The organism is Roseobacter sp. GAI101 (assembly GCF_000156335.1).
Lineage (GTDB): Bacteria > Pseudomonadota > Alphaproteobacteria > Rhodobacterales > Rhodobacteraceae > Sulfitobacter.
Window position 1 is genome coordinate 3289976 of sequence record NZ_DS999213.1, and the last position, 13809, is coordinate 3303784.

Genomic DNA, 13809 nt, shown 5'->3' on the forward strand with positions numbered 1-13809 from the left:
TTAAGATGAACCAGGAACTGACAAACAACCCGTTCAACCCCGTCGCGCCTATGAAGACGTTTGACGAGATCAAGGTATCGCTGGCGTCGCCAGAGCGTATCTTGTCGTGGTCGTTCGGTGAAATCAAAAAACCAGAAACCATCAACTATCGCACGTTCAAGCCAGAGCGTGACGGTCTGTTCTGTGCGCGTATTTTTGGCCCGATCAAGGACTATGAATGCCTGTGCGGTAAGTACAAGCGCATGAAATATCGCGGCGTTGTCTGCGAAAAATGCGGCGTCGAAGTAACGCTGCAAAAGGTCCGCCGTGAACGGATGGGCCACATCGAACTGGCGTCGCCCGTTGCGCACATCTGGTTCCTCAAGTCGCTTCCGTCGCGGATCGGCCTGATGCTGGACATGACCCTGCGCGATCTGGAACGTGTGCTGTATTTCGAAAACTATGTCGTGATCGAACCGGGCCTTACCGATCTTACCTACGGTCAGATGATGACCGAAGAAGAGTTCATGGACGCTCAGGACGCCTATGGCATGGACGCGTTCACCGCCAACATCGGTGCCGAAGCGATCCGCGAAATGCTGGCTGCGATCGACCTTGAAGCCGAAGCAGACACGCTGCGTGCGGATCTGAAAGAGGCGACCGGCGAATTGAAGCCAAAGAAGATCATCAAGCGTCTGAAAGTCGTTGAATCCTTCCTCGAGTCCGGCAACCGGCCCGAGTGGATGGTCATGACCGTCATTCCGGTCATCCCGCCAGAACTGCGCCCGCTGGTGCCGCTGGACGGTGGCCGCTTTGCGACGTCTGACCTTAACGACCTGTATCGCCGCGTGATCAACCGGAACAACCGTCTGAAGCGTCTGATCGAATTGCGTGCGCCCGATATCATCGTGCGTAACGAAAAGCGTATGTTGCAGGAATCTGTCGATGCGTTGTTCGATAACGGCCGTCGTGGTCGCGTGATCACGGGTGCCAACAAGCGTCCGTTGAAATCGCTGTCCGACATGCTGAAGGGTAAGCAGGGTCGCTTCCGTCAGAACCTTTTGGGTAAGCGCGTCGACTTCTCCGGTCGTTCGGTCATCGTGACCGGTCCGGAACTCAAACTGCACCAGTGCGGTTTGCCGAAAAAGATGGCGCTCGAACTGTTCAAGCCGTTCATCTATTCGCGTCTTGAGGCCAAAGGTCTGTCTTCGACTGTTAAGCAAGCCAAGAAGCTGGTTGAAAAAGAGCGTCCCGAAGTCTGGGATATCCTGGATGAGGTTATTCGCGAACACCCCGTCATGCTGAACCGTGCGCCTACCTTGCACCGTCTGGGCATTCAGGCGTTCGAACCGGTTCTGATCGAAGGTAAGGCCATTCAGCTGCACCCGCTGGTTTGTTCCGCTTTCAACGCTGACTTTGACGGCGACCAGATGGCTGTTCACGTGCCGCTTTCGCTGGAAGCCCAGCTTGAAGCACGCGTTCTGATGATGTCGACGAACAACGTTCTGTCCCCTGCAAACGGTGCGCCGATCATCGTTCCATCGCAGGACATGATCTTGGGTCTGTACTACACGACTCTCGAGCGTGACGGCATGGTTGGCGAAGGCATGGTCTTTGGGTCTGTTGACGAAGTGCAGCAGGCGCTGGATGCCGGTGTCGTTCACCTGCACTCCAAGATCAAAGCGCGGATCAAGCAGATCGATGGCGAAGGTAACGAAGTTTACAAGCGTTTCGACACCACGCCGGGCCGTATCCGCCTTGGCGCGCTGTTGCCTTTGAACGCGAAAGCACCGTTTGATCTGGTCAACCGTCTGCTGCGCAAGAAAGAAGTGCAGCAGGTCATCGATACGGTTTACCGTTATTGCGGCCAGAAAGAATCCGTCATCTTCTGCGATCAGATCATGACAATGGGTTTCCGCGAAGCCTTCAAGGCAGGTATTTCGTTCGGTAAGGACGACATGCTGATCCCCGACAGCAAATGGCCACTGGTTGAAGAAACCCGTGATCAGGTGAAAGACTTTGAACAGCAGTACATGGACGGCCTGATCACTCAGGGTGAAAAGTACAACAAAGTCGTCGATGCATGGTCAAAGTGTAACGACAAGGTCACCGATGCGATGATGGGTGCCATTTCCGCCACGACCTACGGCGAAAACGGCTCTGAAAACGAACCGAACTCGGTCTATATGATGGCCCACTCCGGTGCGCGTGGTTCGGTTACGCAGATGAAACAGCTGGGCGGGATGCGCGGTCTGATGGCGAAGCCGAATGGCGACATCATCGAGACGCCGATTATCTCGAACTTTAAGGAAGGTCTGACCGTTCTGGAGTACTTCAACTCCACCCACGGTGCCCGTAAGGGTCTTTCGGATACCGCTTTGAAGACAGCGAACTCGGGGTATCTGACCCGTCGTCTGGTGGACGTGGCACAGGATTGCATCGTTCGTATGCATGACTGTGGTACGGATGTCGCGATCACGGCAGAAGCCGCCGTGAATGACGGTGAAGTCGTGTCGTCGCTGGCCGAACGTCTGTTGGGCCGTGTTGCGGCCGAGGACATCCTGCGTCCGGGCACAGACGAAGTGCTGGTACCTGCACAGACCATCATCGACGAACGTCTGGCGGATATCGTGGACGAGGCAGTCGTCTTGTCTGCACGCATCCGCAGCCCGCTGACCTGCGAGGCCGAAGAGGGTGTTTGCGCCATGTGTTACGGTCGTGACCTTGCACGTGGTACGCTGGTGAACCAGGGTGAAGCTGTCGGTATCATCGCCGCACAGTCGATCGGTGAACCCGGCACGCAGCTGACCATGCGTACCTTCCACATCGGTGGTGTTGCACAAGGGGGCCAGCAGTCCTTCCTTGAGGCATCGCAGCCCGGTAAGGTCGTGTTCGAAAACGCCATGACCCTTGAGAACGCCGCTGGCGACATCATGGTCATGGGCCGGAACATGAAGCTGTCGATCGTGGATGACAACGGTGACGAACGTGCCAACCACAAGGTCGGCTACGGTACCAAGCTGTTCGTCAAGGAAGGCCAGTCGGTCTTGCGCGGCGACAAGCTGTTTGAATGGGATCCGTACACGCTGCCGATCATAGCCGAGAAATCCGGTGTGACCAAGTTCGTCGACCTCGTGTCGGGGATCGCGGTCAAGGATGAAACAGATGATGCGACAGGCATGACCCAGAAGATCGTGATCGACTGGCGCGCTGCCCCCAAAGGCAACGAGTTGAAGCCAGAAGTCATGATCCTTGATGCCGATGGCGAGCCGGTCCGCAACGATGCGGGCAACCCGGTGACCTACCCAATGTCCGTTGATGCCGTTCTGTCCGTTGAGGATCAGACCGAAATCAAGGCCGGTGACATCGTTGCGCGTATCCCGCGCGAAGGTGCCAAGACCAAGGACATTACTGGTGGTCTGCCACGTGTGGCCGAACTCTTTGAGGCACGTCGCCCCAAAGACCACGCCATCATCGCGGAAATCGACGGTTACGTGCGTTACGGCAAAGACTACAAGAACAAGCGCCGCATCTCGATCGAGTCCTCCGAGGATCCGGATTACAAGGTCGAATACATGGTGCCCAAGGGCAAGCACATCCCGGTTGCGGAAGGTGACTTTGTCCAGAAGGGCGATTACATCATGGACGGTAACCCGGCACCGCACGACATCCTTGCGATCATGGGTGTAGAGGCTTTGGCCGACTACATGATCGACGAGGTGCAGGATGTTTACCGTCTGCAAGGCGTTAAGATCAACGATAAGCACATCGAAGTTATCGTGCGTCAGATGCTGCAAAAGTGGGAAGTCCAGGACAGCGGCGATACCACGCTGCTGAAAGGCGAACACGTCGACAAGCAAGAGTTTGACCAAGCCTGCGAAAAGGCGATTTCCAAAGGTGGCCGTCCGGCAACGGGCGAACCGATCCTTCTGGGTATCACCAAGGCAAGCCTGCAAACCCGCAGCTTTATCTCGGCGGCATCGTTCCAGGAAACCACGCGCGTGCTGACCGAAGCATCGGTTCAGGGCAAGCGCGACAAGCTGGTCGGTCTGAAGGAAAACGTTATCGTTGGCCGTCTGATCCCGGCCGGTACCGGTGGGGCGACCCAGCAGATGCGCAAAGTCGCGTTTGATCGTGATAACGTGGTCATCGAGGCCCGTCGCGAAGAAGCCGAGATTGCAGCCCGTCTGGCGGCACCCGCGGTTACTTCCGATGACGTGGTCGGTGGTGATGTGTTCAACACCGTCAATGATGACGACGAGAGCCGCAGCTGATCTTTGATCCAAGCTAAAAATCAAAAGCCCCCGCCAAGAGATTGGCGGGGGCTTTTTTGTGAGTGCTGTTGCGAAACCCGGGCAGGTGGCAAGCATTAGAAATGCTGCAAGCTGACGGCTTGATAAGTATATCCTGCGAAGTGTCAGGATTGGGTGGTGCTTGCTGCGGCTTTGGGGCAATAGTCCGTGCAATTGCATCTAAATGAAAGTCTGCCCATGTCGCCAAACCTGATCGGAGCATTGTTTATGGTGGGCTCCATGGCGGCGTTCACGCTGAATGATACGATGACAAAGACGACTGGCGGTGCGGTGCCCCTGTTTCAGTTATTGTTTTTGCGCGGCCTCATTTCGATCTCGTTGATTTTGCTTTTGTGGGGCCGACTGGGCCCGATGCATTTCAGGCTAAGCCGCAGGGATTGGAAGTTGGTCGCGATCCGGTCAGGGTCCGAAGTGGCAGCCAGTTTTTTCTTTGTGACCGCGTTGTTCAATATGCCGCTCGCCAATCTAAGCGCCATTCTACAATCGCTGCCGTTGACAGTTACATTGGGGGCGGCGCTCTTTTATCGGGAACCTGTGGGCTGGAAACGGCTGTCCGCGATCCTCGTCGGGTTCATGGGGGTGATGCTAATCGTTAAACCCGGCACCGACGGGTTTAACGTATGGTCGGTTTACGCGCTGATAGCGGTACTTTTCGTCACAATCCGTGATTTGAGCACACGGCGGCTGTCAAAAACCGTGCCGTCCATGACGGTGACTTTCGCGGCGGTGCTTTCGGTTACTGTTTTTTCCACGTTCGCGCAGCTGGCGACCCCCTGGGCCCCCGTGTCCGCAACCCACTGGTGGGCGATTGCGGCGGCGGCTGTGTTCGTGCTGATGGGGTATTATTTCAGCGTGCAAACCATGCGGACGGGTGACGTGTCATTCATCGCGCCCTTCCGATATACGGGTCTTGTATGCGCGTTGATTTTGGGGTGGTTCGTTTTCGGTGACTGGCCTTTGCCGTCCACGTTGATCGGCGCAGGGATCGTTGCGGCGACGGGGCTTTTCACGCTTTACCGCGAACGCAAAGTTTCGCGGTATCACGTTACGGCGCTGAGAAAATAGCGCGCACGCGGGCGTCGTCTATGCCAAAGGTGTCGTGGATATGCGCCGCCTGTTCGTCGGTCATCGCCTTGTAGTCGAAGACGTTCTTTTTGCCTTTCAGGCGGCTGTCATTAAAGTCGTTGTGCCCCCGCATCATCATATCCTCGCCGGTGAAGGTCATCGTCGGCATGGTCTTCCACAGGTTCTGATGGCCGTGGTTCATGATGGTATCGTCTGACCCTGCGCCCACGATCATGCCAAGCGCGATGGCGGAGTAGGGGTAGTGATACGGCCAGAGCTTCACCCCCTCTGCGCCGGCGGTGTAAACGTAGCCTTGGTTGAAATCGACCGCCACAGACGGATGGCGCGCGCGGATCGGGGCCAGATCATAGGCGGTCTGTTTGAATTTCTCGACAAACGTCACCGCCATCGCGTCGTCATCATCCAATCGGAACTGAAGGCAGGGGGTGTCATTCGCGCCGCGCCATGCTCTGATGGCCTTGCTCATCACACGCCGATGGGGACCAGGGGGGTATTGACGGATAACGCATTGCGGAATCTGGGCTGTCAGCGCCTGAAGCCGGGCCAGATAGTGGGGCTGAAAACCGGTGCCGGTGACGATCAGAAAGGTGAAATCAGGATCAGTCTGACGCGCGACGCCGGGCAGGGTGATCGCCTCGAACAGGCGAAAGCGTTCTTCCATGCGGGCCGGATCATAAAGAAAACGTTCAAGCCCGGCAAAGTCGTCATGTCCGACCTTGAACCCGCCTTCGCCAGCGTAGGAAAAACGACACAGGCCGAGGGTCTTCATCGGGCTACCGTGCGGCTGAAGATTTGTCGGACGGCATCGGCGTCGATGGCAAAGCGGCTGCGGAACATATCTTCGGTCTCGGGCGACAGGGGGGTCACATTGGCAGGTTTTTCGCCCTTCTGGCGGCTGTCATTGGATGCGTTGTGCCCGCGCACGAACATATGTTTGGTGTCAAAAGAGACGGTCGGCATGAAGCGGTTAATCTTGTTATGGGCGTAGTTCATGATGGTCAGCGGACAGCGGGCGCGCACATACATGCCCAAGGCTGCGACTTCAAAGGGGCGAAAGACCTCGGTCGCGGCGATGCCATCGGGGCCATATTCAGCGATCAAGCCGCGATTCCAGTCAAACGCGATCGTGCGGTGCTGCTGGGTCAGGGCAAAGCAATCATCGGTCGCGGCGCGCAGCCGTTCGACAAAGTCGACGGCCACGGCGTCGTCATCGTCAAACCGGAATTGCAGGCAGGGCAAGGTGCGGTCGCGGGCATTGTTCAGGACTTCTTTCATCACCTCGCGGTGCTGACGCGGTGGTTCGCTTTGGATGCGCGCTTGGGGGAGGGCCGCAAGAATATCGCGCAGACGGTCCAGATGACGCCGGGGCAGGGTGTCGCCGATGACGACGATCAGTTCAAAATCCGGGTCGGTCTGCGCCACCAGGCAGGGCAACGCCACGGTTTCAAACAGCCGAAAGCGTTCCTCAAGGCGGGCGTCATTATACAGATAGGCGATACGGTCCTCTATCGTGTCATGGCCGACCTGAAACCCGCCAAGCGCAGGATAGGAAAAGCGGCACAGACCGATAATTTGCATATGACAGGGGCCCTTGAAGACGCGGATGAACCGGCTAAATATGATGGGCGGCAGGCCAATATTGCAAGCCGCAATTCCCCCGACCTGTGTATCGTAGCGCATTCGTGTTGGTCCTGTTGACAGCGGGCGCGCAACTGCCTATACGCCCAATATCTCGGATGTGGGGGTCGCCCTGCTTTGCCGAAATCATAACTCTAGTGGTCACGATCCGGTCTAATGCTGACTCGATCCTCTGTTACCCCACCGCCTCGTTTTCCTCGGTACGGAAACGCTGCGGTGATTTTGCTTTGCGCAAGGTGCGTGGAACAGAAACAGCTTTGCGGACGCGTGAAGGGGCCGAAATTTAACCGCATTGGGGTTCGCCCCGCTGCACCACATATGTGAGCTAAACGGGGATAATACCGGAATGCCAACGATCCAGCAGCTGATCCGCAAACCGCGCCAGCCTAAAATCAAACGTTCGAAATCCATGCACCTGCAGGAATGCCCGCAAAAGCGCGGCGTTTGTACACGTGTTTATACAACAACACCTAAAAAGCCGAACTCGGCCATGCGTAAGGTTGCCAAGGTGCGCCTGACCAACGGTTTCGAAGTTATCAGCTATATTCCGGGTGAATCGCACAACCTTCAGGAACACTCTGTTGTCCTGATTCGCGGCGGTCGCGTAAAAGACCTTCCCGGTGTGCGTTACCACATCCTGCGCGGTGTTCTGGATACCCAGGGCGTCAAAGACCGTAAGCAGCGTCGCTCCAAGTATGGTGCAAAGAAGCCAAAATAATTTGGGTGGGCATCGGGCTTGGTCGGACCACGCCCGATGCCGTCCAGCATACTTTCCCTTCGGGGGTTGAGCTGGGGTTGAGACAAGGCAATGCAGCGCTGGTGCAGGACGCACCAGACACATGCCGCAAGACAACCTTGGCACGAGATAATTAGGAGCCTTAAATGTCACGTCGTCACGCCGCTGAAAAACGCGAAGTCCTGCCAGATGCCAAGTATGGCGATCTGGTCCTTACAAAGTTCATGAACAACCTGATGATCGACGGCAAGAAGTCGGTCGCAGAGCGTATCGTGTACAACGCGATGACCCGCGTTGAAGACAAGATCAAACGCGCGCCCATCGAGGTTTTCCACGAAGCGCTGGATAACATCAAACCATCCGTCGAGGTGCGTTCGCGCCGCGTTGGTGGTGCGACCTATCAGGTGCCCGTCGAAGTTCGCCCCGAGCGCCGCGAAGCGCTGGCGATTCGCTGGTTGATCAAAGCATCGCGTTCGCGCAACGAGAACACAATGGAAGAGCGCCTTGCAGGCGAGCTGATGGATGCTGTTCAGTCCCGCGGCACTGCTGTGAAAAAGCGCGAAGATACGCACAAGATGGCCGACGCCAACAAAGCGTTCAGCCACTACCGCTGGTAAATCGGGCGGCATACATCGCCCCCCGTCGCGTCCCATCATGGGGCGCGATTTATCCGTTTCAGATATATTCGAGGAAGCAGCCCCATGGCACGCGACTATCCGCTTAACCGCTACCGTAACTTCGGCATCATGGCCCACATCGATGCAGGTAAAACTACCTGTTCCGAGCGTATCCTGTTTTACACGGGCAAATCCCACAACATCGGTGAGGTGCACGATGGTGCCGCAACGATGGACTGGATGGAGCAGGAGCAGGAGCGCGGCATTACGATCACCTCCGCTGCGACAACCACTTTCTGGCAGCGCCAGGAACTGCCCGAAGCCGATGCAACATCCGACACCAAGTACCGGATGAACATCATCGACACCCCCGGCCACGTTGACTTTACCATCGAAGTCGAACGTTCCTTGGCTGTTCTTGACGGCGCGGTTGCCGTTCTTGACGCCAACGCCGGCGTCGAGCCGCAGACCGAAACCGTTTGGCGTCAGGCCGACCGTTACAAGGTTCCGCGGATCGTTTTTGTGAACAAAATGGATAAAATCGGCGCTGACTTCTTCAACTGCGTGAAGATGATCAAAGACCGTACCGGCGCGACACCTGCGCCGATCCAGATCCCGATCGGTGCCGAAACCGAACTGGAAGGCATGATCGATCTGGTCACCATGAAGGAATGGGTCTGGGCCGGTGAAGATCTGGGCGCAAGCTGGGAACAGCGCGAAATTCGCGCCGACCTGAAAGATCTGGCCGACGAATGGCGCGCACATCTGATCGAGACTGCGGTCGAGATGGACGATGACGCGATGGAAAACTACCTGATGGACGGCGCAGAGCCTGACGAAGCAACCCTTCGCAGCCTGATCCGCAAGGGTACGCTGGCCATCAAGTTCATTCCTGTTCTGTGTGGGTCCGCCTTCAAGAACAAAGGTGTCCAGCCGCTGTTGAACGCCGTCATCGACTATCTGCCATCCCCGATGGACGTTGTTGATTACATGGGCTTCAAGCCAGGCGATGAGACGGAAACACGTAACATCCCGCGCCGTGCGGATGATGACATGGCGTTCTCCGGCCTTGCGTTCAAAATCATGAACGACCCTTTCGTTGGTTCGTTGACCTTCACACGTATCTACTCCGGTAAGTTGAACAAGGGCGACACGCTTTTGAACTCGACCAAAGGCAAGAAAGAGCGCGTTGGTCGTATGATGATGATGCACTCGAACGATCGTGAAGAAATTCAGGAAGCGTTCGCGGGCGACATCATTGCGCTGGCAGGTCTGAAAGACACCACAACAGGTGACACGCTGTGTTCGACTGCTGATCCTGTGGTTCTCGAAACCATGACCTTCCCTGATCCGGTTATCGAGATCGCGGTAGAGCCCAAGACAAAAGCGGACCAGGAAAAAATGTCCGCCGGTCTGGCGCGTCTTGCTGCCGAAGATCCATCCTTCCGCGTTGAAACGGATATCGAATCCGGTCAGACGATCATGAAGGGCATGGGCGAACTTCACCTCGACATTCTTGTTGACCGCCTCAAGCGTGAATTCAAGGTCGAGGCGAACATCGGTGCGCCACAGGTTGCGTATCGTGAGACCGTCAGCCGTGAAGCTGAAATCGTCTACACCCACAAGAAGCAGTCGGGTGGTTCGGGTCAGTTTGCTGAAGTCAAAATGATCATCACGCCAACAGAGCCGGGCGAAGGTTATTCGTTCGAATCCCGCGTCGTTGGTGGCTCGGTGCCCAAGGAATACATTCCGGGTGTTGAAAAAGGGATCAAATCGGTCATGGACTCCGGTCCTTTGGCTGGCTTCCCGGTCATCGACTTCAAGGTTGCCCTGATCGAAGGTAAATACCACGATGTTGACTCCAGCGTTCTGGCGTTCGAAATCGCTGCCCGCATGGGTATGCGCGAAGGCATGAAGAAAGCTGGCGCGAAACTGCTCGAGCCGATCATGAAAGTCGAAGTTGTCACACCCGAGGATTACACGGGCGGCATCATCGGCGATCTTACATCGCGTCGCGGTCAGGTTCAGGGTCAGGATACACGTGGCAACGCCATCGCGATTGACGCACAGGTGCCGCTGGCCAACATGTTCGGTTACATTAACACATTGCGGTCGATGTCTTCGGGTCGTGCGAACTTCACCATGCAGTTTTCGCACTACGAGCCAGTACCACAGAACATCTCGGACGAGATTCAGGCCAAATTCGCCTAATTGGCGATACCAAATAACTGGGGCGGCGGGGAAAACCCCGCCCTACCCAATTCGTAGGGTGGGTTTTTGACCCACCACCCAAATTGAAAATCAAGGAGGCCACCATGGCTAAGGCAAAGTTTGAACGTAATAAACCACACGTTAACATCGGCACGATCGGTCACGTTGACCACGGCAAGACGACGTTGACAGCAGCGATCACCAAGTATTTCGGTGATTTCCGCGCGTATGACCAGATCGACGGGGCGCCCGAAGAAAAAGCACGCGGCATCACCATTTCGACAGCGCACGTTGAATACGAAACCGAAAACCGTCACTACGCCCACGTCGACTGCCCCGGCCACGCTGACTATGTGAAGAACATGATCACCGGTGCGGCGCAGATGGACGGCGCGATCCTCGTTGTGAACGCGGCCGATGGCCCGATGCCACAAACCCGCGAGCACATCCTGCTGGGCCGCCAGGTTGGTATCCCGACCATGGTTGTCTACATGAACAAAGTTGACCAGGTAGACGACGAAGAACTGCTCGAGCTGGTTGAAATGGAAATCCGCGAGCTGTTGTCGTCCTACGACTACCCTGGCGACGACATGCCTGTGATCCCGGGTTCGGCCCTGCACGCGATGAACGGCACGCAGCCCGAAATCGGCGAAGAATCCATCCGCAAGCTGATGGCCGCTGTTGACGAATACATCCCGACACCAGCACGCGCGATCGACCAGCCGTTCCTGATGCCCGTGGAAGACGTGTTCTCGATCTCCGGTCGTGGTACCGTTGTGACAGGCCGTGTTGAACGTGGCGTGATCAACGTTGGCGACAGCATTGAAATCGTTGGTATCCGTGACACCAAGACCACCACATGTACCGGCGTTGAAATGTTCCGCAAGCTGCTGGATCGTGGTGAAGCCGGCGATAACGTTGGTGTTCTGCTGCGCGGTATCGACCGTGAAGGCGTCGAGCGCGGTCAGGTTCTGTGTAAGCCTAAGTCGGTTAACCCACACACAAAATTCACCGCCGAGGCGTATATTCTGACCAAGGAAGAGGGTGGCCGTCACACGCCGTTCTTCGCCAACTACCGTCCACAGTTCTACTTCCGGACCACAGACGTGACCGGCACCGTCAAGCTGCCAGAAGGCACTGAAATGGTTATGCCTGGTGACAACCTGCAGTTCGACGTTGAACTGATCGCCCCCATCGCGATGGAAGACGGTCTGCGCTTTGCGATCCGCGAAGGCGGCCGCACTGTTGGCGCGGGCGTTGTGTCCAAGATCCACGAATAAGCCGTTAGGTGGGGACACCCCCACCTGCGCCCCATCAAAGAAGGCCGCCCCACCCCGGGGCGGCCTTTTCTTTTGGGGGGGGGCGCTGCGGAGCATTCCCCTTTTGGATAGGGTTGTTTCGCAGCTTTGTGACAGGACAGTGCTGGCAACCTTGCGCGAAACAGGTAAGCTGGTTTTATGAACACAGTTGGCCCCATCTTACGCAGTCTGTGCGTTTCCATTTTTCTAATGGTCCCCGCTATCCTTTGGGCGGGCAATTTCGACCGTTTCGAGGGGACCTATACGGGCGAAGCCGAATTTACGTTTGAGGGGCAGACGCAGCGCCGCGACATGAGCACTACGATCAGAGCGACCAAGGCTGGGTTTACGCTGGTCTGGACATCCGTCACGTACAAGGATGACGGGCGCAGCAAGGCCAAGACCTATCAGATTTCGTTCGTGCCAAGTGCACGGGAAAACATTTACACCTCTGCCATGAAGACCAATGTTTTCGGCAAGGAAGTGCCGCTTGATCCGCTCAAGGGCGAACCCTTTGTCTGGGCCAAGCTGGAGGGCGACACGCTGTCCGTGTTCTCGTTATATATTGACGAAACCGGGGATTATGAAATTCAGGAATTCCACCGCACACTTGTTGAGCAGGGCCTTGCGTTGAAGTTTCGTCTTTTCAAACAAGGGGCTCCGCAAAAGGAAATCCAGACCCTTCTACGTCGGAAGGATTGATCGGGGCGTTGCACTGACTGACACGTGGACCAATCCGATGCGGCCAAGTTTAGGCGGATTGTGATTGTGTCTTGCGCGGCAGCGGAATGTGATCGACAGACGACCTGAAACGCCAAAAACCCTTGCCACAAGTTGTCCTTTCCTATGTCTAACGTTCAACTGCCAGACGATGCGGCCCAGCAGAAATTCCTTCTGCTCTCGCTCGAAGAAGCGCAGGCGACTGTCCGGGCCTATGATACCAAGGCGCAGATCGTTGGAATCGGCTACACCTTTGCCCTGAACATCGTCGCCGCTGTTGTGGGTGGTCTGCCCGGTGCCGGTGCCGAAGGCCCGGTTTTCGTGGTTCTGTTCTGGCTCGTCATCATGGCTCCGCTGTTTTTCTTTGGCTATGTGCTGTATCCATCAAGGCGGACGGCCCCCACGGTGGCCGATACATCGGAAGCTGGACTCCAGAGGGCGCTGTATGTCCAAACGGCGCGATACAGCACGGTTGCGGATTTGCGCGCCGCGGTGTCCCAGGCAGACTGGACGGCAGAACTGGTCTATGAGGTTTTGAAGGTGTCAAAGCTGCGCGAGCAAAAGCGGCTAAGGTTCATTACGGCGCTTTATGCCACGGTGCTTTCGTTTGCGGTCCTTGCGGCGAAACAGCTTTGGACGGCGTTGTAAGGACGCCGGCATGTGCACAAAGCTGCGGCCTTATGCGCGTGTTCCGGATCATGGGGCCAGGTTTTTAAATCACCCCTTGCCACGAAGGCCGACTCGACCTATAGAGCGCAAGTCTCAGCGGGGTGCGTCTTTACGCGCCCCGTTTGATTTACGACAAAACGCAATGAAGGGCCGTGATGAGGCGTCTCTTCCTCTTCGTTTCACCTCCCAATGAGGGATGATGACATATGGCACAAAGCCAAAACATCCGCATCCGTTTGAAGGCGTTTGATTACCGCGTGTTGGATGCGTCCACACAGGAAATCGTAAACACCGCCAAGCGCACCGGTGCATCTGTTCGCGGCCCAATTCCGCTGCCGAACAAGATCGAGAAATTCACTGTTTTGCGTGGTCCCCACGTTGACAAGAAATCCCGTGACCAGTTCGAAATCCGCACGCACAAGCGTCTGCTGGATATCGTTGATCCGACCCCCCAGACTGTGGACGCGCTGATGAAGCTCGACCTGGCCGCTGGTGTGGACGTCGAGATCAAGCTGCAGTCATAAGCGTAGGAGGGTAATATT

General features: G+C 56.5%; 11 protein-coding genes. 9 read left to right on the plus strand and 2 right to left on the minus strand.

Going from position 1 to position 13809, the window contains the following annotated elements; translation table 11 throughout:
- The first annotated feature begins 5 nt into the window (after positions 1-5).
- The gene (rpoC, locus tag RGAI101_RS15455; RefSeq protein WP_008227776.1) at positions 6-4253 is read left to right on the plus strand and encodes a DNA-directed RNA polymerase subunit beta'; all 4248 of its coding nucleotides are present in this window, start codon (positions 6-8) and stop codon (positions 4251-4253) included.
- A 216-nt stretch (positions 4254-4469) separates the two neighbouring features.
- Positions 4470-5357, plus strand: a complete 888-nt coding sequence (locus RGAI101_RS15460) for a DMT family transporter (protein ID WP_008227768.1) — start codon at positions 4470-4472, stop codon at positions 5355-5357.
- On the opposite strand, the gene RGAI101_RS15465 is transcribed toward RGAI101_RS15460, so the two are convergent.
- Both RGAI101_RS15465 and RGAI101_RS15470 read right to left on the minus strand, forming a co-directional pair.
- Entirely contained in the window at positions 5338-6147 is an 810-nt protein-coding gene (locus tag RGAI101_RS15465) for a putative rhamnosyl transferase (RefSeq protein WP_037228481.1), read from the minus strand. The two genes, RGAI101_RS15460 and RGAI101_RS15465, sit on opposite strands and share 20 nt — an antisense overlap.
- A complete protein-coding gene (locus RGAI101_RS15470) occupies positions 6144-6956 on the minus strand; it encodes a putative rhamnosyl transferase (RefSeq protein ID WP_037229701.1) in 813 nt (270 codons plus the stop codon). Before RGAI101_RS15470 ends, RGAI101_RS15465 begins: the two co-directional genes overlap by 4 nt.
- Before the next feature lie 406 nt (positions 6957-7362).
- Between RGAI101_RS15470 and rpsL the strand changes: the two genes are divergently transcribed.
- The 7 genes from rpsL to rpsJ all read left to right on the plus strand — a co-directional run bounded on the left by rpsL (position 7363) and on the right by rpsJ (position 13791).
- Positions 7363-7734 (plus strand): 30S ribosomal protein S12, encoded by a 372-nt coding sequence (rpsL, locus tag RGAI101_RS15475; RefSeq protein ID WP_005849863.1) that lies wholly within the window; start codon positions 7363-7365, stop codon positions 7732-7734.
- Positions 7735-7898: 164 nt separating this feature from the next.
- The gene (gene rpsG, locus RGAI101_RS15480) at positions 7899-8369 is read left to right on the plus strand and encodes a 30S ribosomal protein S7 (RefSeq protein WP_008224920.1); all 471 of its coding nucleotides are present in this window, start codon (positions 7899-7901) and stop codon (positions 8367-8369) included.
- An 84-nt stretch (positions 8370-8453) separates the two neighbouring features.
- Positions 8454-10580, plus strand: coding sequence for an elongation factor G (fusA, locus tag RGAI101_RS15485; protein ID WP_008226951.1), 2127 nt, complete (start codon positions 8454-8456; stop codon positions 10578-10580).
- A gap of 104 nt (positions 10581-10684) precedes the next feature.
- On the plus strand, positions 10685-11860 hold the full coding sequence (gene tuf, locus RGAI101_RS15490) for an elongation factor Tu (protein WP_008226188.1): 1176 nt from the start codon (positions 10685-10687) through the stop codon (positions 11858-11860).
- 177 nt (positions 11861-12037) lie between these two features.
- Positions 12038-12580 (plus strand): hypothetical protein, encoded by a 543-nt coding sequence (locus tag RGAI101_RS15495; RefSeq protein WP_037228485.1) that lies wholly within the window; start codon positions 12038-12040, stop codon positions 12578-12580.
- A gap of 144 nt (positions 12581-12724) precedes the next feature.
- On the plus strand, positions 12725-13246 hold the full coding sequence (locus RGAI101_RS15500) for a hypothetical protein (RefSeq protein ID WP_008224931.1): 522 nt from the start codon (positions 12725-12727) through the stop codon (positions 13244-13246).
- Positions 13247-13473: 227 nt separating this feature from the next.
- Positions 13474-13791: a 30S ribosomal protein S10 gene (rpsJ, locus tag RGAI101_RS15505; protein WP_005849850.1), complete on the plus strand. Its 318-nt coding sequence runs from the start codon at positions 13474-13476 to the stop codon at positions 13789-13791.
- The last annotated feature ends 18 nt before the right edge of the window (positions 13792-13809 follow it).